Annotated in this window: 15 protein-coding genes and 1 pseudogene; 8 read left to right on the plus strand and 8 right to left on the minus strand. The window is 61.1% G+C overall.

What is annotated here, in order from left to right; genetic code table 11:
* Positions 1–305: 305 nt before the first annotated feature.
* Positions 306–1418, plus strand: coding sequence for a VWA domain-containing protein (locus tag ASG39_RS07290; protein ID WP_082477034.1), 1113 nt, complete (start codon positions 306–308; stop codon positions 1416–1418).
* Between the two features lie 596 nt (positions 1419–2014).
* Here ASG39_RS07290 and ASG39_RS07295 read toward each other — a convergent pair.
* The 6 genes and pseudogenes from ASG39_RS07295 to ASG39_RS24685 form a co-directional block, all read right to left on the minus strand.
* Positions 2015–3700: a methyl-accepting chemotaxis protein gene (locus ASG39_RS07295; protein WP_062594388.1), complete on the minus strand. Its 1686-nt coding sequence runs from the start codon at positions 3698–3700 to the stop codon at positions 2015–2017.
* Between the two features lie 12 nt (positions 3701–3712).
* A complete protein-coding gene (locus ASG39_RS07300; RefSeq protein WP_082477036.1) occupies positions 3713–6061 on the minus strand; it encodes an EAL domain-containing protein in 2349 nt (782 codons plus the stop codon).
* Positions 6062–6083: 22 nt separating this feature from the next.
* Positions 6084–7829 carry a pilus assembly protein TadG-related protein gene (locus tag ASG39_RS07305; RefSeq protein WP_062594389.1) on the minus strand — a complete coding sequence of 582 codons (1746 nt, stop codon included), beginning with the start codon at positions 7827–7829 and terminating at the stop codon, positions 6084–6086.
* Complete coding sequence (locus ASG39_RS07310) at positions 7829–8254, minus strand: TadE/TadG family type IV pilus assembly protein (protein ID WP_062594390.1); 426 nt, start codon at positions 8252–8254, stop codon at positions 7829–7831. The genes ASG39_RS07305 and ASG39_RS07310 overlap by 1 nt, the downstream gene beginning before the upstream one ends.
* Positions 8255–8668: 414 nt before the next feature.
* A pseudogene (locus ASG39_RS24680) lies at positions 8669–9322 on the minus strand (transposase).
* Entirely contained in the window at positions 9319–9783 is a 465-nt protein-coding gene (locus ASG39_RS24685) for a transposase (RefSeq protein WP_277995956.1), read from the minus strand. Before ASG39_RS24685 ends, ASG39_RS24680 begins: the two are co-directional and overlap by 4 nt.
* Before the next feature lie 492 nt (positions 9784–10275).
* Here ASG39_RS24685 and ASG39_RS24455 point away from each other — a divergent pair, with 492 nt between their 5' ends.
* Positions 10276–10566 (plus strand): hypothetical protein, encoded by a 291-nt coding sequence (locus ASG39_RS24455; RefSeq protein ID WP_244481160.1) that lies wholly within the window; start codon positions 10276–10278, stop codon positions 10564–10566.
* Between the two features lie 211 nt (positions 10567–10777).
* On the opposite strand, the gene ASG39_RS07325 is transcribed toward ASG39_RS24455, so the two are convergent.
* Positions 10778–11500 (minus strand): SDR family oxidoreductase, encoded by a 723-nt coding sequence (locus ASG39_RS07325; protein ID WP_062594391.1) that lies wholly within the window; start codon positions 11498–11500, stop codon positions 10778–10780.
* A 128-nt stretch (positions 11501–11628) separates the two neighbouring features.
* On the opposite strand from ASG39_RS07325, the gene ASG39_RS07330 reads away from it, so the two are divergent.
* Positions 11629–12564: a LysR family transcriptional regulator gene (locus ASG39_RS07330; RefSeq protein WP_062594392.1), complete on the plus strand. Its 936-nt coding sequence runs from the start codon at positions 11629–11631 to the stop codon at positions 12562–12564.
* Between the two features lie 49 nt (positions 12565–12613).
* On the opposite strand, the gene ASG39_RS07335 is transcribed toward ASG39_RS07330, so the two are convergent.
* Entirely contained in the window at positions 12614–13780 is a 1167-nt protein-coding gene (locus tag ASG39_RS07335) for a dihydrodipicolinate synthase family protein (RefSeq protein ID WP_062594393.1), read from the minus strand.
* Positions 13781–14036: 256 nt separating this feature from the next.
* Here ASG39_RS07335 and ASG39_RS07340 point away from each other — a divergent pair, with 256 nt between their 5' ends.
* Genes ASG39_RS07340 through ASG39_RS07360 form a run of 5 tightly spaced genes read left to right on the plus strand, consistent with a single transcriptional unit; the run spans position 14037 to position 19995 of the window.
* Entirely contained in the window at positions 14037–15083 is a 1047-nt protein-coding gene (locus ASG39_RS07340) for a LacI family DNA-binding transcriptional regulator (RefSeq protein ID WP_062594394.1), read from the plus strand.
* Positions 15080–16084, plus strand: coding sequence for a Gfo/Idh/MocA family oxidoreductase (locus ASG39_RS07345; protein WP_062594395.1), 1005 nt, complete (start codon positions 15080–15082; stop codon positions 16082–16084). The genes ASG39_RS07340 and ASG39_RS07345 overlap by 4 nt, the downstream gene beginning before the upstream one ends.
* Positions 16085–16092: 8 nt before the next feature.
* Entirely contained in the window at positions 16093–17703 is a 1611-nt protein-coding gene (locus ASG39_RS07350) for an acyl CoA:acetate/3-ketoacid CoA transferase (protein ID WP_062594396.1), read from the plus strand.
* On the plus strand, positions 17696–18475 hold the full coding sequence (locus ASG39_RS07355; RefSeq protein WP_062594397.1) for an enoyl-CoA hydratase/isomerase family protein: 780 nt from the start codon (positions 17696–17698) through the stop codon (positions 18473–18475). Before ASG39_RS07350 ends, ASG39_RS07355 begins: the two co-directional genes overlap by 8 nt.
* The gene (locus tag ASG39_RS07360) at positions 18475–19995 is read left to right on the plus strand and encodes an aldehyde dehydrogenase family protein (RefSeq protein WP_062594398.1); all 1521 of its coding nucleotides are present in this window, start codon (positions 18475–18477) and stop codon (positions 19993–19995) included. Before ASG39_RS07355 ends, ASG39_RS07360 begins: the two co-directional genes overlap by 1 nt.
* Positions 19996–20104 lie beyond the last annotated feature (109 nt).

Consider the following 20104-nt stretch of genomic DNA (forward strand, 5'->3'; position numbering starts at 1 on the left):
CGATCACTCCAGAGCCCCCGCTGAAAACATGCAGGGGACGGTTGAAACATGGGTCAATTCTCAATGGAAATATAACGCTGCGCCGGGTCAGCTCTCAGTGGAAATCAACACTTAAAGCGGGGCATCGTCTTGAAATCGACGCAATCCGCATCACCAAAGCTGATGGGATTCTGGTCTGCAGCAAGCAGTCTTGGCTGGCAGATCTGATAGTTCTGCTTTCAGAGAAAATTTACATTCTGTCTCAACTGTTCCGACATGGATCACGATTATGTTGCCGCTAAGCAAAACATTAGTGGTATTCGATTATGCGCAAGCTTTTTTCAACAGCCATTCATTCCTTTCAATATGCAATATCCGGCAATATCGGCATCATGGCAGCAATGATAATGCCGGTCCTCCTTGGTGCGGGCGGTGTGTCCGTCGATGCTTCCAATATTATGTGGGCGAAAAGCACTTTGCAAAATGCGACCGACGCGGCAGCACTCGCCGCGGCATCCGGGCTCGCGAACGAGCAGATGTCGGTGGACGAGGCAAAAAAGCAGGCGAGGGCGTTCCTGCTGGCTCGAATGGCGAGCCCAATAGATTCTTTGTCATCGACAGGCGATGATGCAACGCTCAGCTCGCCTGATGTTGATATTGATACGGCAGCAACGGGGGTTGGAACCGGCAAGCGATTTGTCGTTTCGGTCAAATCCGAGTTTACCGTTCCGCTGACTCCGATGACGCGCCTGCTCGGTGCGTCCAGCATAAGCGTCCATGCTGAAAGCCAGTCTAAGGGGCAGACAGCGACCGAGAGTTCGCTTTCAATGTTCCTCGTTCTCGACAAGTCCGGATCAATGAACGAGGCAACAAACAAGAAGGGCGTCAACAAGCTTCAGTCTCTGAAGCTTGCAGTCGAGGGTTTGCTGGCGCAGCTTTCGAAGGCCGATCCAAACGGAAAGTACGTGCGGACCTCTGCAGTTGCTTACAACGACAAAGCAGACGCACCGAGTGGGTTAAGCTGGGACGAAGGTGTTACCTTGGCCTACGTAAAGAAATTGGCGTCAGGCGGTTCGACAGACTCCAGCGGCGCGATGAAGACGGCATATGCTGCGTTGACCGATCCTTCCGAAACAGCTGTTCACGTCGCTATGACTGGTTTGACGCCAAAACGGTTCTTGGTGCTGATGACGGATGGTGACAACACGGCCGTCAAGAACGATACGGACACGAAAGCTATTTGCGACAAGGCCCGATTAACGCAAACGACAGTCTACACGGTGGCCTTCATGGCGCCGGCAAAGGGCAAGTCTCTGCTGTCATCCTGCGCGACAAGTGCGGCTAATTTTTTCCAGGCTGAAGATGCGGACGCGCTGATTGCGGCATTTGCCTCGATCGGCAGAGACGCGTCGATGCTGGCGGTGCGCTTGACGAAATAAATGCACATAGGGTATAGCAAGGCCTCCCTGTATCTGCGCTGGAGACACGCCCGTTGCCTTTAAGACGCATAGCTTCTCTTAGCGCAACGCCATTATACAAGCAGTAGGCAAATTACTTCAAAGTATAAGCTCTGTTACAGATAATACAGGAATGACAGAGATAATTAAATTGTTTGAAAGCGTTCCAATTCTTTGCTGGATCCAGACCTTATGATGCTTCTTTCTTGCTTGATAAAAATTGGAGAGGGAGATTTGCACATCATCATTGTATAACATAACAGGTCTTACTTCGTCCATTTAAAGCGGACTGTGTTTCGCCGTCCTACGTCATCGCGTGAGGAGCGGGTTTCGCTTGGCCTCTTTCGGGAGGTAAATGGCCAAGCATACAGCCTCGATCTCCGAAGCCTCAGTAACGAATAGCCAAGTATACAGTCGTTTTTTCGCAGGCTTAGGGCTTCTCTTTGTGTCCTTTGACTATTTTAATTGCCTCATATTCCCGCAGAACGCTGCTCATTAGCGTGTTTTAATTGGAAACTGCCAGTTGCATTCATACATTGTAAATCCGCTAATGGAAAATGATTATCTGAAAATGTACTTCAAGCAACAATTCGCAAACGTTTAACATCTGTGTAAATGAATGTACCGAGAAGTTTCCGTAGCTCCACGGTCTGAGCAGCAAGCTCGATACTTGCAGCCGTGCTTTCCTCGGCCATCGCGGCATTTTTCTGGGTTGCTTGGTCCATCGCATTCACGGCGACGTTGATCTCCCGCAGGCCCACCGCCTGTTCCCGGCCGGCCTGGACGATGGCGGTGATGTTGACATCGATGCTCGTGACCTTGCCGACGATCTCATCGAGCGTTCGGCCTGTTTCTCCAACGAGCGCCACACCCTTCTTCACGACTGCCTGTGACGTCGAAATGAGCGTGCCGATTTCCTTGGCGGCCCTCGCGGATCGTTGCGCCAGTTCCCTCACTTCCTGTGCAACCACCGCGAACCCGCGCCCGGCCTCGCCGGCCCGCGCCGCCTCGATGCCTGCATTGAGCGCCAGCAGGTTGGTCTGGAAGGCGATCTCGTCGATCGCGTCTATGATGCCACTGATCGCTTGGGAGGCATCGGCTATCTCTGCCATGGCAGCCACGGCCTCCCCGACGACCTCCCCGGACCGTTTGGCTCCTACCCGCGTCTCGGACACGAGACGGCCGGCTTCCTGGGCGCGGGCGCTCGTGTCGTTGACGGTCGTCGTGATCTCTTCCAGCGCTGCGGCTGTCTCCTCAAGGCTGGTTGCATTCTGCTCGGTTCTGCACGAAAGGCTGCCAGCATTCTCACTGATCTCGCGGGAGCCATCGGCAATGGCTGTCACGCTGTCACCGATGCCGCTCATCGTCGTCCGAAGCTGTGCCAGCGTCGCGTTAAAGTGATGTCTGAGCTCCTCCATCGAAGGAACGAAGGCGCGGTCGAGCGTCCGTGTGAGATCGCCGTCCGACATCGCCTTCATCGCCGTTCCGATCTCGGCGATGGCGCTCATCCTCTCCGTGACGTCGGTTGCGAACTTGACGACCTTGCAGACCTTTCCGCCTGCATCGAGGATCGGGTTGTAAGCCGCCTGGATCCAAACTACTCTCCCGCCCTTTCCGATCCGCACGAACTCGTTCGCGATGAACTCGCCTGCAGCGAGACGATCCCAGAATGTCCGGTACTCCGCCGTGGCCGCATAGTCCCTGCTGCAGAACAGGCTATGGTGCCGTCCGACGATCTCGGCGAGTTCATAGCCAAGCGTCCTGCAGAAGTTCTCGTTCGCCGTGATGATCTCGCCCGTGGGCTTGAACTCGATGACGGCCTGGGATCGGGATAGGGCGGACAGCTTGCCCGCGTCCTCGACCGCCTTCTCCTTCGCCGCGGTGATGTCTGCTGCGAACTTGACAACCTTGTAGGGGCGACCACCCTTCATAACGGGATTGTACGTGGCCTGTATCCAGACTTCGCGCCCGCCCTTGCCGATCCGTCTGTACGCCCCGGCATCGAAAATGCCCCCCGCCAGCCGTTTCCAGAACGCCGCATAGTCCGCGGACTCAACGGTCTGCGCATCGCAGAACATGCTGTGATGCCGGCCGACGATCTCTGCGAGGTCGTAGCCGAGCGTCCTGCAGAAGTTCTCATTGGCGGTGATGACCATGCCTTTGAGGTCCAATTCGATGACCGCCTGCGACCGTGACAGCGCGTCCGCGATGTCCGTTCCGTGTCCAGCAGCCCGGCCGTGCGCACCCGTCTTCCATCCGAACATTGTATTATCCCCTTATCTCTTTCCCGCGGCGATCCGGCTGGATACCTTTCGCACGTATTTCTGCGGGCCTGCGGCGGGTCTGCCGACCAGATACCCCTGCGCATGCGCGCAGCCTTCGTCGGTGATGATCTTGTACTGCGCGGAAGTCTCGATTCCCTCCGCGGTGACCGGCAGTCCAAGGGAGCGGCCGAGGCTGACCACCGAACGAACGATGGCCCGCGCGCTCGGGTCGGTCGCCATGCCGGCGATAAAGCTGCGGTCGATCTTCAGTCCATCGAACGGAAAAGACTGGAGATTGCTGAGCGAGGAATAGCCTGTTCCAAAGTCGTCCATGACCACCTTGACCCCGAGCGCCTTGATCTGCGTAAGGATGTCGAGCGTCATCGCACGGTCCTTCAGGAGCGCCGTCTCCGTGACCTCCAGCTCCAGGCGCTCGGGCGAGAGACCTGTGGCGTCCAGGATGCTGCCGACGACGAACGCGAGGCTGGCGAGCCGGAACTGGATGGCTGATACGTTGACGGCCACCTTAAGTGCCGGGTTCCATTCGACCGCCTGCCTGCAGGCTTCCATCAGAACCCATTCCCCGATCGACAGGATGACGCCGCTTTCTTCGGCGATGGGTATGAAGATGTCGGGGGACACGTTACCCCGCGTGGGATGCGTCCATCGGAGGAGCGCCTCGTATCCGACCGTCGCCTTTGATCCGATGGCTTCGATGGGCTGGAACTGCAGGTGCAGCTCGTTCCGGACGATAGCCTGGCGAAGGTCGTTCTCGAGCTGCCTGCGATCCCGCCGCTCGAGGTCCATCGCCAGGTCATAGAAGGCATGGGTCCCCCGGCCGCCTGCCTTTGCGCGATACAGAGCGACGTCGGCCGCCTGCGTCAGTGCGTCGGCATCCAGTCCGTCCTTCGGATAGACGGCGATACCGATGCTGACGCCGACCGCGGTCGGATCGACGGAGACGTTCATCCTGTCGCGGAAGGTTGCTCGCACACGCTCCGCCAGCGCTCCGGCCCCGTCGCTGCCCACGCCTTCCGCCGTAAGGATCACGAACTCGTCGCCGCCGATCCGGGCGACCGTGTCGCCTCCACGGCAGCAGGTCCTGAGAATCTCGGCGACATCGCGAAGGACGCGATCACCCTCGGCATGCCCGAATAGATCGTTCACGGCTTTGAAGCGGTCGAGATCAAGCGCTAAGAGCGCAAACGGTTTTCCTGTCCCGGAACCGCGCGCCAACTGCATATCGAGGGTGTCCTGGAAGGTCGATCGGTTGGTCAGTCCTGTCAGGATGTCGTGGCGGGCGAGGTATTCGACCTTCTTCTGCACGGTTCGCCGTTCTGTAAGGTCGCGGAGCGCCACAACCTGTGAGGGGCGTCCGCCATATTCGATGGTGTGCACGGCGATCTCGAAGATGCGGGCCTGATTACCGACGAGCGGAAAGGCCTCCAGTGCGGCCTCGCGCGGTGTGTCGACCCGGTCACCGTCCGAAACCGTCATCAGACTGTCGGGCCGGATGCCGACGAGGTCCGAGGCCTCCCGCTCGAGGAGATGGGCGAAGCGGCCGTTTGCCTCGATGATCACACCGTCCCGGACGATCGCAAGGCCGTCGAGCGTCGAGTTGGCAAAGCCCTTCAGGTCGACGAGGTGCCTGTCTATCACGACAGCGACGATCGAGGTGGCAAGGATCAAGAGCGTGATCACGGCGATCGCAATGGTCAGCCACATCGCATCCTCACTCCCCGTGACGAGGGAGGGCAGGGACAGATCGGGTGTGATGATTGTGGCCGACATCGATGTGAAGTGAAGTGCGCAAATGCCGAGCACCGCGGCAATGGCGGCGGGTAGAATGCGTATCCGCCCTCGCAGTTGTGTGAAGGCGAGAAGCGACATGCAGAAAAGGGCGAACGCGACGGCCGCTCCAGCGGCGATCTCAGCCCAGCCGAAATTGAGCTGGGCGGCCGCGTCAAGACCTGCCATGCCGACGAAGTGCATCGCGGCGACCGCAAGCGTGACGAGCATGGCTGACATCGCCACGGGCTGCCGGCTTTTGAACCCCTCTCTGATCGCGATCCAGAAACCTGCGATGGCAATCAGGGCAGACAGCGTGGTGAAGAGGAAATCGAAGCGCAGCGACACGGTGCCCTCGTAGGCCAGCATCGCGACGAAATGGGTCGCCCAGACGCTGAGACCGGCGGAAAAGGCTGCGACGATACGCCAGTTGCGTCGGCGCGCGAGCGTGCTTTCCTCCGACCGCATGAGAAGATGGAAGAAGGCGAGCATTCCAACTGAGGCGATGACGGCCGAGATTGCCGTTATCGCGGTGTCGTGGCGGTCGGTGACGCATTCCAGAACCGTGAACATCCTGTTTCTCCTCTCCGCCGCCCTACTGCACCAGCACGGGGTTGGCGCAGTCCACGCCCGTGACCTGGATATCGGCCTCGCCGACGCGCACTCCTGCTGCGGCGAGCACGCTGTCGAGCAAGGTGTCGACGGCCGGGGTGACGGCCCCGAGCGTCTTTGCCAGAGCGGTCTGCAGAACCTTCGGAGGCGACAGGGACAGGCCGAGAAGCAGCTTGACCTCGACTGCCAGATCGAGATTGCCGATCAGCGACTGGGTCGCCGAGGTGGTGAGGCCCGTGCTCGAAACCGACTTTGTCAAACCGCTCGCGATGTTGGAAGGAGTGAAGGAGACCCTCTTAATCTGCGTGCCGCCAACCGTAGTCGACGACATGCCGTCGATGGCAAGCGCTGGCGTGTCGACCAGACGCGCCCTTGTCACCCTTGGCTTCGATCCGAAATTCTTCAGAGCCGACGGATCGACGGCGCCTATCGACACCTCGGCGACACCGGGAGCGGCATCGATCGCGACGGTGGCGTTGTCAGCCTTGCCGCCGTGGCACTGGATGTCTGCGAGCTTTGCTTCGGCATGGGCGACCTCGACATAGAGGGGCAGGGTGATTTTCGTTCCGAGAAGTTCGGCAAGCCCGTCGATTCGGACCGTGGCGGAGAGGCGTACCTGCGCCGTTCTGACCGCCTGGCCGGGTTCTCCGATGCGGTATGGAGGCGCGCTGACAGACGGTTCGCCGACGGCGAGGTTGAGGTCGACCGTTCCGAGACCTGGGAGAGCGGCCTGCGTCTGGACGGAAACGAGATTGGAACCGTTCGCCAGCGACGCGCTCGACTGCAGGAGATCGAGCAGCCCCACTTTCATCGAGATGCCGGATTTCGCGTCGACCCTCAGGCGCGACTTCTGGTCAAGGTCGACGAAGCCGCCCAGCGTAAACGTCTCACCACCAGGCGGCACGATCCTGCGCAGTTCGCTGACAATGCCCGAGGCTCCTGCCGCGACACCGCCGTATCTGGCCACGGCGGACAGGAGCTGAGGCATCGTGATTTCGGCCTTCAGGACGTCGTCGTAGGTAGCGGCGGTCAGGTTGAGGTCGGTCGCCAAGCCCTTCGCCAGTCGGAAGAGGTCGATGTCGGCCGCCGCCAGCGAGCGGTAGTCCACAGCGCTGAACGTGAGCTTCGCGCCGAGCATCTTGCCGAGGATGGCATTGAGGACGCCGCCCTCAAGACTTGCCAGCCGCGATCCGATAGAAAACGCGGCTGTCTTCGATACAGCGGCGGTCCCCGTCGCCGACAGCATTGGTGGTGTGGTGAACATGCCCGCGAAGAACAGCGTTCCCGACTGCTGGACATGGACGCGAACGGCATCCGCCAGTTGAGCGGAAGGCTTGAAGCGCTCATTGGGCGAACGCGCGGGATCGGGCGCATAGCGTCCCTTTTCGACCGTGACGCGTCCGGTGGATGCAGCGACGGACGCCTCCGGAAGCAGGGCGCCTTTCACCGTCTTCCATCCCTGCGGAGTCCTGAGCACCATCTTGAGACCGTTGTTGTCCAGATGAGCCAGGACGGCATCGTCCGAATGCGCCATGTCGGACGCGACCGCGATCGCGGCAAGGTCTGCCACCGTCTGGAGCTGCCGGCGCTCGAGCGTGAGCTGGCCGTAGTCGACCGCGAGGGCGACGATGCCAAGGCAGGCCGGGAGCGCCAGTGCAGACATGACGGCGATGTTGCCCTCCCTGCATGAAACGAGGCCGGAAACGCGCTTTGTCAAGGACTCTGCCATCACACCCCACCGATGCGAATGGTGGTGCTCCGGACGATCGTCGGACTCGGCATCGCGAACGTCATCAGGTTCCAGATCGGAAGGTCACTCGCGTCGTACGTGAGCTTGACGGTAAACTGATTGGCGACAGCCGCATCGTCTGCAACCTGGACTGTCAGCCGTGCCTGGTTGATCAGAGCGTATCCCGCAGTCGCCTGGGAAGTCGCGTACCCCGTAGCAAGGGTCGTTCGCTCCGTTGCTGAAAGTCCAGCAACAGCAGATCGGGCGGTATCAGCTGCGATCTGCTGAAGAGAGTGACAGGCGCTCAGGTAAACTCCCCATCCGATCATGCTAAATAACATGCAGATGAAAAGTGGAGCAAGCATTGCGAACTCGATCGCGGCGACGCCGTCTGCGTTGCGTGAAAAGCGTGACAGGATATGCATCGCCGAACTCCGGTCTATTATTGACCGAGCCTCCTCGGTGCACCATAAGGTTGCGCTCAATTTCCTAACGGGGTATTAACGCGACAATCCCGAGTTCTGGTACGATTTTGGACCTTTCTATCTGTGGTTTACTTGAGAAAACGGCTCAAAATAGAACATACGGCATTCAGAAACCCAACGTCCTCAATGACAACTCCCAATAATGTGGTGATTTAGCTCTTGGTCGGCTTGCGTGACCCGATCGTGTCCCAGGGGGTGGTGTAGCTTCAGCAGTCCCCGTGCTTTCTGGACAGAGCCGGGGATGGATCAGCTTGCGGCTGGCAGGCCGATGAGCAGATCCATCGCTCATCGTGGCGATTGTCTCAAGTGTCATGTAGCGGGACCGCTGGACTGCCCACTTGTCATTCTGCTCAATTAGCAAGGCGCGGACCAGTCTGACGATGGCATCGTCGTTAGGAAAGGTGCCGACGCCTCTGTCCGTCGCTTGATCTCGCCGTTGAGCCGTTCGATGGAGTTTGTCCTGTACAGCTTTGTCCAGAGCGCCTCGCGAAAGGTAATGTAGGCGAGCACGTCCTGCTCGGCGCTGTCCATAAGACTAGCGAGCTTGGGCACCTTCGGCTGTTTTGATCTGCGCCATTGCGCCATTGGGCACTTGCGGCCTCTGGCGTGTCCTGGTCAAACGCCATGGCGAGGAAGGCGGACACGACACGTCGTCCGCTCTTCCGGCATGGGCGAACGCGTTGCGCATGAAGTGGACCCTGGAGCACTGCCAGAAAAAACCTTCGACACGGCGGCCATGATGCCCTCATGCGCATCGGAGACGACGAGCTTGATGCCGCGCAAGCCTCGTCTTGTCAGCTTCCGCTGGAATTCTGTCCAGATCGCCTCAGCCTCAGACGTGCCAAGTTCCATGCCGAGCACCTCGCGTCGGCCATCTGTGTTCACACCCACCGCGATGATGACAGCGACAGAGACGATGCGCCTGCCGCGTCGGACCTCCAGATAGGTGGCATCAATCCAGAGATACGGCCATTGGCCTTCGATGGGCCTGTCGAGGAAGGCCTTCACCTTTTCATCAATCTACCCTTGCCCGACAGGCAATGTCTGCATTGCCCAAAGGGGGGAGAGTCGGGATACTTGGCTCTTGGAGATGCCTGACATGCCCATGGCCTTGACCAGGTCATCGACGGACCGGGCCGAGATGCCTGTATATAGGCCTCCTGGATGACCGCCGTCAGAGCGTTCTCGGCCATCCGGCGCGGCTCAAGGAAGCTCGCGAAATAACTGCCTGTGCGAAGTTCGGGAATGCGTAGTTCGACGGTGCCTGCCGGCGTCTCCCAGTCCCGGTCGCGATAAACATTACGCTGGGCAAGCCGGAAATCATTCTTCTCACCATAGCCTGCGCCGGTCTTCGTCCCCACCGCCAGCGCCATAAGCTTTTTGGCAGCAAAGCTGATCATCTCGCGCAGCAAATCGGCGTCGGCGCTTTTCTCAAGAAGTGAGCGCAGGTTCATCATAGTATCGGTCATCGGTGGTGTCCCTCAGGTTGGCTTTAAGTAACCTGTTCCTACCGGATGACACTGGTGACCACCGCTACGCCGCCTGCTCACTACAGCACATCGGAGGATCCGCTCGCGAGCGGCTTCGCTATCACCCCGCTACACCACTCGGCGGGAGACGAAGTTTAATTTCTCATGAACCAATTTAATGGGCATTAGCGTTAGTAAAAAATCTAGCTGTACCGCAATGAGCGATACCGGCTCCTAGAGCTATCAGACTATATTTCGTGATTTTGAGCACCTTGGCTCGGTGCACATGACACCACTGCAGTTCGATTCCGCCCAAGGCGTCTAAGCCGGGAGTGGCTGTTCTGCGGAAAGAATTTCCGGGCACGACGCAAGGCGATGGTTCGTGCCATCTGGGCGAGCGATAATGGCATAATTATCGACCTATCACACAGACAGGCTTCGTTTATTAAGGCCTGCCTTGCGAGCTAACATAGCCTTCACCTGGAGGAAGCTATGTTAAAGGTGGAGAGCATCGATCACCACTTCCCCAGTACGGCGGACCATGCTGCCGCCATTGCCGAGCGCTACTGGCCGGATACCAAGGTTTGGCTGGAAGAGGTGGCTAGCAGAGAAAGCGATGCGAACGGGCGTCTTCGCAGGTACCCGGAGACGTTCCGGATGTCGCTTGAGAACGGCACTCGTCTCTGCCTCGGAAGTTTTGTCGGGGCTGAGTACGACGATCTGCCCGAGCCGGTGCGCAAGCAGGTACCGGTCTTCGCGGACGTCAACGTCGCGTGGCTGTAAGCGCGGCTTGTTGAGGCCGATCCTGCTAACAAGGAGGATTCTAAGCAGCGGGCACGGGCGATCTTTGCCGCCGTTGCGGGAGCCCGGCTTTTGGCCCGCAGCCGTTCCGACATCTCGCTATTTGACGCGATGATTGAGAGCTACCGCACAGTAGGGCTGCTGCCAGCTTGATCTGGCAGCTCAGAACCACAGCGAGAATGGCCCTGCGCACTCACCAAGGTGCCCGGCTTCTTTCGAAAAAGAAGCCGCCCGTTGGCCCAGAAGCATCCTGACCTGCAAGCCAGACGATCGTGTCTGCGGCCTGCTCGACGGTGCGATATCCGGAGTGATTGTTAAAGTCCGTCTTCGTGTAACCGGGATCGGCGGCGTTCACCTTGATGCCGTCCTTCGCAAGATCCTTGGCCAGGGACAGGGTAATCGCGTTCAGCGCCGTCTTCGAACTGTTGTACCCCAGAATATTAACGGCATGGTATGGGTGCGCGGGATCGGAAAGCCAAGTCAGCGAGCCCAGGCCGCTGCTGACCATGATCACGTTGGCCTGACCGGAAGCTCGAAGAAGGGGCAGGAATGCCTGCGTCACCCGGATCGGGCCGAAGACATTGGTCTGGTACACCGTTTCGATCTCGCTCAGGGTCTGATCACTTGGCGCGGCATAGCTTCCGGGAATGCCGGCATTGTTGATCAAGACGTCGAGTTTGCCGTCGGCAGCCTCGACAGTTGCCACTGCGTTTTGCACGCTGTCGTCATCCGTCACGTCGATCGCAATTGCCCGAACATCGATGCCCTCCGATGACAGGGTTTCGGCGGCAAGCTCGCCGCGACCGGCGTCTCGGCTGCCGAGCCAGATGCGATATCCGAGCCGGCCCAGTTGGCGGGCGGTCTCGTAGCCGATGCTCTTGTTTGCACCGGTGATAAGAACGGTCTTGCCTGTCATGTGATCTCTCCTAGTCTGAACTTCCGGCCGTTGTTTCGTCGCAAGTGTGTTGGCCAGGTTCTGTTGCCATCAATCTATCACTCTTGGATTGTTTGATAAGCGGTCCAAAACCGCATAGTCTGATCGCCATGGCGAACAACGATGATCTCCCTTTGGACTACCTGTCCATATTTCTTTCGGTCTGCGAGACAGGTGGATTTCGGACCACAGCCAAGCAGCTTGGCTTGTCGCCATCGACCGTCAGTGAAAAGATCGCCTCGCTAGAGACGGGGTTGGGCGTGCCACTTCTCATCCGCACCACTCGAAGTGTGAACGTGACAGAAGCAGGTCGGGCGCTGGCTTCCCGCCTGTCACCATTGATGCGAGAGACACGGGCCGCACTGCAGGATGTCGCAAGTTCAAAGGACAAGGTCAGAGGTCAGCTAAAGCTGAATGTCACTGGCGCCGTCATGGTTGACATCCTACCGCCGCTGATCGATCGCTTCCTCAACCGCTTTCCAGAGGTCAGGGTCGAGCTTGTGGTGGAAGACAGGCTCGTCGATATCATCGCCGTTGGCTGCGACGCTGGGATCCGCTACGGCGAGCATCTGGCGCAGGACATGATCGCTGTCCCTATCGGGCCCCCATTCCAGCGATTGGCACTTGCAGCGTCGCCGAGCTACCTGGACGCGCGGGGTGTGCCTATGCATCCAAGTGATCTTCTGACCCATGACTGCATCCGGCTTCGCTTCTCAAGCGGCGCGCTCACTGCTTGGGAGTTCGAATGCGGTGACACGTCCGTCACGGTTGATCCCCCAGGACGTCTTACCATTAGTGTGGATGCTGCACCTGCGGCCATTGAACTGGCTTGCACGGGTCGCGGAATGATTTGCACATTTGAGAACTGGCTTGACCCGGTGCTGAAGACCGGCGCTCTCACGCCGATTCTTCCGGAATGGTGGACCAGGTTCGAGGGCCCTCGGCTCTACTTTTCAAGCAGGCTGATGTCGGCGCCTCTCAGGGCATTCGTCGATCTTGTGGGTGAAGAGAGGGCTCAAGATAAGCGACTTGCAAAAGAGGTTTGAACGAAAGATACCCGCTACCGGCCGCGCAATCCCCTGTTAATTAGCAATGTCATTGAATGCCGTAAACGCCAGCGAGATGGCGCATGCGCTGAATGGCGAGGTCCGGGCGGTCGAAGATGTTGGCCTGGTCGGCGAGGCGGAAGATATCGGCGTAGTGGTTAATGCCGCGCGCCGACTGCATGCCGGCCGGAAGGCTGAAATGCGACTGGTGTCCGTTCAGCCAGGCGAGGAAGACGACGCCGGCCTTGTAATATTGCGTCGGCACCTCGAAGATCTTGCGTGAGAGCGGGACCGTTGGATCGATCACCGCACGGAAAGTTGCTGTGTCGTCTGCGGCAAGCGCTGCCAGCGCCTTGGAGGCGGCCGGCGCGACGGCGTCGAAAATGCCGAGCAGCGCATGGCTGTGGCGCCGCCCGTCGCCCTCGATCAGGCCGGCATAGTTGAAATCGTCGCCCGTGAAGCAGAGCACGGCTTCCGGCAGACGGTCACGGAGCGCGATTTCCTTCTCATGTTCGAGCAGCGAGATCTTGATACCCTCGACCTTGCCGGCATTCTCCGTGATGATCCGCAGTGCGCAATCGAGCGCCGGCTCGAAGTCGGTGCTTCCCCAGTAGCCGAGTAGCTGCGGGTCGAACATATCGCCCAGCCAGTGCAGCACCACCTTGTCCTTCGTCTGCGAGAGAATGCGGCCATAGACCTTGGCGTAATCTTCCGCTGAGCGGGCGATGCGGGCAAGCGCCCGGCTCGCCATCAGGATCGCGCGACCGCCATGCTTCTCGATATGCTCGATCTGTATCTCGTAGGCTGCGATGATGTCGTCCAGCGAGCGGGCATCGTTTGGGTCGAGATGATCCGTGCCGGCACCGCAGGCAAGGTCGGCACCATCCACCGTGCGCGCTTCGGCAAGCGAGCGGGCAATCAGTTCCTGAGCACCGGCCCAGTCGAGACCCATGCCGCGCTGCGACGTGTCCATTGCCTCGGCGATCCTGAAGCCAAGGCTCCAGAGATGATGCCGGAAGGCAAGCGTCGTGTCCCAGTCGATCGCCGGGCGGTTCCACGGATCGGTGTCGCGCTCCGGCGCGGAAACGACATGCGCGGCGGCATAAGCGATGCGGTTGAAGACGGGGGTGGTTGCCGGCCGCGCGATCGGCGTGCCCACAAGACGATACGCTTCGACCGTGTCTGCGGATGTCGGCAGATTGAGAACCTGGGTCATGATGCCTCCTCGGAATGTCAACCGGATAATTTGGATCGGTCTAAATAGCAAGACTCTATTTTGCGACGAATGATCATCAGGTGTGCAAGCCGTCATGCGCGCAATGCGCTGCAGATACGGCAATACGCAGCCTGATAAGCCTGTATGCAATTGAAACAGGCCCGTCAAAAAATCTGCAAACACCCAGAAAATGGTGCTTGATATTTTGGAACGATCCAAATACTGAAGGGGACAAGGTGGAGGCGCAGAAGAGTTCATGGCGAACGGACGGGTCACGGTCATCGATATTGCAAAGGCGGCGGGGGTGTCGAAATCCACGGTCTCGCTCGTCCTGCAGGGTTCGCCGCTCGTCAACGAGGGCACGCGGACCAAGGTCAATGCCGTCATGCGGGATCTCGGCTATGTCTATAATCGCGGCGCGGCCAATCTCCGCCAGTCCAGCGCCAAGTCGAAGATCATCGGCGTCGTCGTCAACGATCTGACCAACAGCTTCTTTGCCGAGCTTGCGGTCGGCATCGATCTCGTCGTGCAGGATGCGGGCTTCGTGCAGTTCCTCGCCAATACCAGCGAGAGCCTCGACCGGCAGACGGAGGTCATTGCCTCCATGCGCGAGCACGGCATTTCCGGCCTCGTCGTGTCGCCCGCCCGCGGCTCGCGGGCCATCGACTTCAAGGCGCTGGTCTCGGCCGGCATGCCGGTCGTCGCCGTGGTGCGCCCTGTGCCGGGTGCCAAGGTGTCCTCGCTGATGTCGGACAATCACACCGGACTTTTTTCAGCCGTCGAACATCTGGCAAAGCTCGGCCACACGCGCATCGCCTTCTTCGGTGGTTTTGAGGATACGGCGATCTTTCAGGAGCGGCTGGCCGGCTATCGCGACGGGCTCGCGGCGGCGGGGTTTGGCTATGACGAAGGCCTTGTCTTTGCCTGCGCTCCCTCGCGGGCGGAAGGGGCGAAGGCCGTGGCGCGGGCGATGGCGGCCGGCGACCGGCCGACGGGCGGGGTCTGCTTCAACGATGCCGTCGCCTTCGGCGTCTATGACGGATTGCGGGCGCGGCGGCTTGAGCCGGGCGTCGATTTCGCCATCGTCGGCTTCGACGACGTCATCGAGGCGGGTACGTCCGTGCCCGCGCTCACAACCATCGCGGTGGATCCGCAAGGCATGGGCCGGCGTGCCGCCCAGCTGCTGCTCAAGCAGATCAATGCCGGCAAGGCGGAGGCGGAGGCCGTGGTGACGCCCGTACGGCTGGTCGTGCGGGAAAGCTGCGGCGTGAACAGAATGAAGCCGGGGAGGCGGACTGCATGACGAACCGTTGGGGATTGATCGGCGCGAGCACGATCGCACGGGAATGGGTGATCGGCGCGATCCGCGCGACGGGCGGGGAGGTCCTCTCCGTGATGAGTTCCAGCCCGGAACGCGCTGCGACCTATGCGTCCGAAAACGGGATCGGCAAGGCCGTCTCGAATCTCGATACCCTGCTCGCAGATCCCGATATCGACGCGGTCTATATCTCGACCACGAACGAGCTGCACCGCGATCAGGCGATCGCCGCCGCCAGGGCCGGCAAGCATATTCTCTGCGAAAAGCCGCTGGCGATGACTCTGGAGGATGCCCACCGCATGCGGGACGCGGCACGGTCGGCCGGCGTGGTGCTAGCGACGAACCATCACCTGCGCAATGCGGCCAGTCATGTCGCCATGCGGGCTGCGGTCGCAACCGGACGGATTGGCAAGCCGCTCTCGGCACGAGTGTTCCACGCGGTCTACCTGCCGCCGCATTTGCAGGGCTGGCGGCTCGATAATCCCGCGGCCGGTGGCGGCGTCATTCTGGATATCACCGTGCACGACACGGATACTCTGCGCTTCGTGCTGGGACAGGACCCGGTGGAGGTCACGGCTTTTTCGCAATCCGGTGGCCTCGGCAAAGCGGGGCTTGAAGATGCGGTGATGGGGGTCATGCGGTTTGAAGACGGGCTGATCGCCCAGTTTCACGACGGTTTTACCACGAAGTATGCCGAGACTGGTTTCGAGGTTCACGGAACCGAGGGATCGCTCATCGCCCGCAATGTGATGACGCAGCGGCCCGTCGGCACGGTGATCCTGCGCACCGGCGAGGGCGAGCAGTCGCTGCCGCTCGACGGGCGAAATCTCTATGAAACCGGCCTTGCGGCTTTCCATGCGGCAATAGCCGGCACGGGATCTCCTTCGGCGACCGCCGAAGACGGCATCTGGTCGCTGGCGACAGGGCTTGCCGTCGTCGAGGCGGCCCTGTCCGGCCGAGCCGTCACAATTCAGACGGGGCTTTGAGACGGATCATGAGCAAGCACATCACACCGGCCGAAGCGGCGGCCATGATCCCAGACGGCGCCGTCGTCTCTGTCTCGTCTTCCAGCGGGCTCGGCTGCCCGGACCTGATGTTGAAGGCGATCGGCGATCGCTTCGAGGCGACAGGCCATCCGCGCGAGATCACCACCCTGCACCCGATCGCCGCCGGCGACATGAGCGGCATCAAGGGCGTGGACCATATTGCCCGCAAAGGCCTCCTCAAGCGGATCCTCGCCGGCTCCTATCCGTCAGGCCCTTCGACATCCGAGCCGCCGCGGATTTGGCAGATGATCACGGGCAACGAAATCCCGGCCTACAACATCCCCTCCGGCATCCTCTTCGACATGCACCGCGAAGCCGCCGCCAAGCGTCCCGGCGTGATCACCAAGATCGGGCTCGAAACCTTCGTGGATCCCAAGCGGCAGGGCTGTGCCATGAATGCGCTGGCGGCGGAGACACCGGTCGTCAAGCGGGTCTCATTCGAGAACGAAGACTGGCTGTATTTCCCCGCCATCGTGCCCCAGGTCGCCATCATCCGCGCAACGACGGCCGACGAGCACGGCAACCTGACCTATGAACACGAGGGCGCGACGCTCGGCGGGCTCGACCAGGCGCTGGCGGCGCGCAACAATGGCGGCATCGTCATCGCGCAGGTCAAGCGCATCACCAAGCAGGGCGCGCTGAAGCCGCACGACGTGCGGGTTCCCGGCATGCTGGTCGATTACGTCATCGTCGATCCGGACCAGAAGCAGACGACGCTGACGGACTACGACCCGGCGATATCGGGCGAGATCTTCCGGCCGCTCAAAAGCTTCTCCGTGCCCGATTTCAACATCCAGAAGGTCATTGCGCGCCGGGTCGCGCAGGAGCTCCAGGCCGGCAGTTGCGTCAATCTCGGCTTCGGCATCTCGGCCAACGTGCCGCGTATCCTTCTGGAGGAGGGCCTGCATGGCGCGGTCACCTGGGTCATCGAGCAGGGGGCCGTCGGCGGTGTGCCGCTGCTCGACTTCGCCTTCGGCTGCGCGTCCAACGCGGATGCCTACATGCCTTCTCCCTACCAGTTCACCTATTTTCAGGGCGGCGGCTTCGATGCCTCGTTGCTGTCCTTCCTCGAAATCGGTCGCGATGGCTCGGTCAACGTTTCCCGCCTTTCGTTCCGTCCGCACGTGACGGCCGGTGCCGGCGGCTTCGTCGACATCACGGCGCGCGCTCGCAAGATCGTGTTCTCCGGCATGTTCAATGCCGGCGCCAAACTGTCGATCAGTGACGGCAAGCTGGTGATCGAGAAGGAGGGCAAGCTGAAGAAGCTGGTCGAGGCGGTCGAGCACGTGACCTTCTCCGGCAGCTGCGCCATCGCGCAGGGGCAGGACATCACCTATGTCACCGAGCGTTGCGTGCTCAAGCTGACGCCGCAGGGGCTGGTGCTGACTGAAATCGCGCCCGGCGTCGATCTCCAGACGCAGGTGCTCGATCAGTCCGAGTTTCCCCTGATCGTCTCGCCGGACCTGAAGCTGATGGATGCCGCACTGTTTGGCGAGCCGCGCATCGGCCTTTCGCTGCCGGCCAAGGCGCCGCGGGTCCTGGAGGGTGCCCATGTCTAAGGGAGAGGTACGCCTCGACATCGAAGGCCCCGTCGCCATCCTCACCGTCTCCCGGCCGGAAAAGCGCAATGCGCTCGATCTCGACATGCTCAACGCACTGATGTCCGTGGCCGATACGGTGGAGGCGGACGCGCGCGTTCGCGTCGCCATCCTCACCGGCGAGGGTTCAGGATTTTCGGCCGGTGGCGACATCACCGCCTGGAGTGGCATACGGCCGGAGGAATTCGGTCATGGCTGGGTGCGCTACGGGCACCGCGTGTTCGAGCGGCTGGCAACCCTGCGCATGCCGCTGATTGCGGCGCTGAACGGGCACGCGCTCGGCGGCGGTCTCGAGCTTGCTGGCATCGCCGACATCCGCATCGCAGAAGAACAGATCCAGATCGGGCTGCCGGAAACGGGCCTCGGCATGGTGCCGGGCTGGTCGGGCACGCAGCGGCTGGTTAAGCGCTTCGGCGCCCAGCCCGTGCGCCGGATGGCGCTCGGCGGGGAGATCTTCACGGCGGAACAGGCCCTGTCGCTGGGGCTGGTGGATCGGGTCATCGCGACCGGACAGGCGCTTGCCACTGCAAAAGACATGGCGACAGGCATCGCCGCGCGGGGGCCGGCGGCGCTGGAAATCGTCAAGCTGATGATCGCGAGCGCCAACGGAGAGGATAACGGGACGGCCGTGGAAGCGCTGGGGTCGATCCTCGCCGCCAAGACGGGCGACCTGAAGGAGGGCGTTTCCGCTTTCAAGGAGAAGCGCGCCGCACAGTTCAAGGGAGAATGGTAATGACGGTTCTGGTAAACCCGAAGGCGCTCGCGGATCATGCTCCACGCGACTTCAAGATGCTGATCGACGGCCGGTGGAGCGAGGGCACCGCCGATCCGATCGAGCGGGTCGCGCCCGGCCACGGCGTCGTGGTCAGCCGGTTCCAGGCGGGAACCCGCGCCGATGCCGAACGCGCTATCGCGGCTGCCCGCAAGGCCTTCGACACAGGCCCCTGGCCGCGCATGACGGCCTCGGAGCGCTCAGGCATCCTGCTGAAAGCCGCCGATCTCATTGCCGCGCGCGCCGAGGAACTCGCTTTTCTGGACGCGGTGGAAGCCGGCAAGCCGATCTCTCAGGTGCGCGGCGAAATCGCCGGCTCGGTCGATATCTGGCGCTATGCCGTGGCCCTTGCCCGCGATCTTCACGGCGAGAGCTACAATACGCTGGGCGACGGCACGCTGGGTGTGGTCCTGCGCGAGGCGATCGGCGTCGTCTCGATCATCACGCCGTGGAACTTCCCCTTCCTGATCGTCGGTCAGAAGCTGCCCTTCGCACTTGCCGCCGGTTGCACCACGGTCGTCAAGCCGTCGGAACTCTCGTCCGGATCGACCGTCGTGCTCGGCGAGATCCTCGAGGAAGCCGGCGTCCCCAAGGGCGTCGTCAACATCGTCACGGGCACGGGCGCCGAAGTAGGAGCGGTCATGACGTCGCATCCCGACGTCGACATGGTCTCGTTCACGGGCTCCACCGGCGTCGGCAAGCTGACCATGGCGAATGCCGCGCAGACGCTGAAGAAGGTGTCGCTGGAGCTTGGCGGCAAGAACCCGCAGATCGTCTTTCCCGATGCCGATCTCGACGGCTTCATCGATGCCGCCGTGTTCGGCGCCTATTTCAACGCCGGCGAGTGCTGCAATGCCGGCTCGCGGCTGATCCTGCACAAGAGCATCGCCGACGAGGTGGTGAAGCGCGTGGCAGCCCTGTCGGAAAAGGTGCGGGTCGGCGATCCGCTCGATCCGCAGACGCAGGTGGGCGCGATCATCACCCCGCAGCATCTGGAGAAGATCGCCGGATATATCTCAGGGGCTGCAAACGGCGGTGCCGACATTGCCCATGGCGGTGAGGCGCTCGATCTCGGCCGTGGTCAGTTCATGGCGCCGACGATTCTCGCCAATGTGACGCCGGACATGCCGGTCGCGCGCGAGGAGGTGTTCGGCCCGGTTCTCTCGGTGCTCACCTTCGAGACGACGGCGCAGGCGATCGAGATCGCCAACGCGGTCGATTACGGTCTGTCGGCCGGTGTGTGGAGCAAGGATTTCGACACCTGCCTGACGATCGGCAGGCGTGTGCGGGCGGGAACCGTGTGGATGAACACCTTCATGGACGGCGCCTGCGAACTGCCCTTCGGCGGCTACAAGCAATCGGGCCTCGGCCGCGAACTCGGTCGCCATGCGGTGGAGGATTACACCGAGACCAAGACGCTCAACATGCATATCGGCGGCCGCACGAACTGGTGGATGCCGCAGACGGAAAAGCTGGCCTAGCCGGCTGACGCCGGCGCTCGAGGAGGGCGGCGGCACGAGAGCGGAAATGGGTTCCGCTCTTCACTGTGCTCATGGGAGGAAAACATCGTGCGCAAGTTTCTGACATCGA

Origin of the sequence: Rhizobium sp. Leaf371 (assembly GCF_001424045.1) — a bacterium.
Taxonomy (GTDB): Bacteria; Pseudomonadota; Alphaproteobacteria; order Rhizobiales; family Rhizobiaceae; genus Ferranicluibacter.

Coding starts and splice junctions, on each gene's coding strand:
- ASG39_RS07290 (WP_082477034.1), top strand. CDS start 306: ATGCGCAAGCTTTTTTCAACAGCCATTCATTCCTTTCAATATGCAATA.
- ASG39_RS07295 (WP_062594388.1), bottom strand. CDS start 3,700: ATGTTCGGATGGAAGACGGGTGCGCACGGCCGGGCTGCTGGACACGGA.
- ASG39_RS07300 (WP_082477036.1), bottom strand. CDS start 6,061: ATGTTCACGGTTCTGGAATGCGTCACCGACCGCCACGACACCGCGATA.
- ASG39_RS07305 (WP_062594389.1), bottom strand. CDS start 7,829: ATGGCAGAGTCCTTGACAAAGCGCGTTTCCGGCCTCGTTTCATGCAGG.
- ASG39_RS07310 (WP_062594390.1), bottom strand. CDS start 8,254: ATGCATATCCTGTCACGCTTTTCACGCAACGCAGACGGCGTCGCCGCG.
- ASG39_RS24685 (WP_277995956.1), bottom strand. CDS start 9,783: ATGACCGATACTATGATGAACCTGCGCTCACTTCTTGAGAAAAGCGCC.
- ASG39_RS24455 (WP_244481160.1), top strand. CDS start 10,276: ATGTTAAAGGTGGAGAGCATCGATCACCACTTCCCCAGTACGGCGGAC.
- ASG39_RS07325 (WP_062594391.1), bottom strand. CDS start 11,500: ATGACAGGCAAGACCGTTCTTATCACCGGTGCAAACAAGAGCATCGGC.
- ASG39_RS07330 (WP_062594392.1), top strand. CDS start 11,629: ATGGCGAACAACGATGATCTCCCTTTGGACTACCTGTCCATATTTCTT.
- ASG39_RS07335 (WP_062594393.1), bottom strand. CDS start 13,780: ATGACCCAGGTTCTCAATCTGCCGACATCCGCAGACACGGTCGAAGCG.
- ASG39_RS07340 (WP_062594394.1), top strand. CDS start 14,037: ATGGCGAACGGACGGGTCACGGTCATCGATATTGCAAAGGCGGCGGGG.
- ASG39_RS07345 (WP_062594395.1), top strand. CDS start 15,080: ATGACGAACCGTTGGGGATTGATCGGCGCGAGCACGATCGCACGGGAA.
- ASG39_RS07350 (WP_062594396.1), top strand. CDS start 16,093: ATGAGCAAGCACATCACACCGGCCGAAGCGGCGGCCATGATCCCAGAC.
- ASG39_RS07355 (WP_062594397.1), top strand. CDS start 17,696: ATGTCTAAGGGAGAGGTACGCCTCGACATCGAAGGCCCCGTCGCCATC.
- ASG39_RS07360 (WP_062594398.1), top strand. CDS start 18,475: ATGACGGTTCTGGTAAACCCGAAGGCGCTCGCGGATCATGCTCCACGC.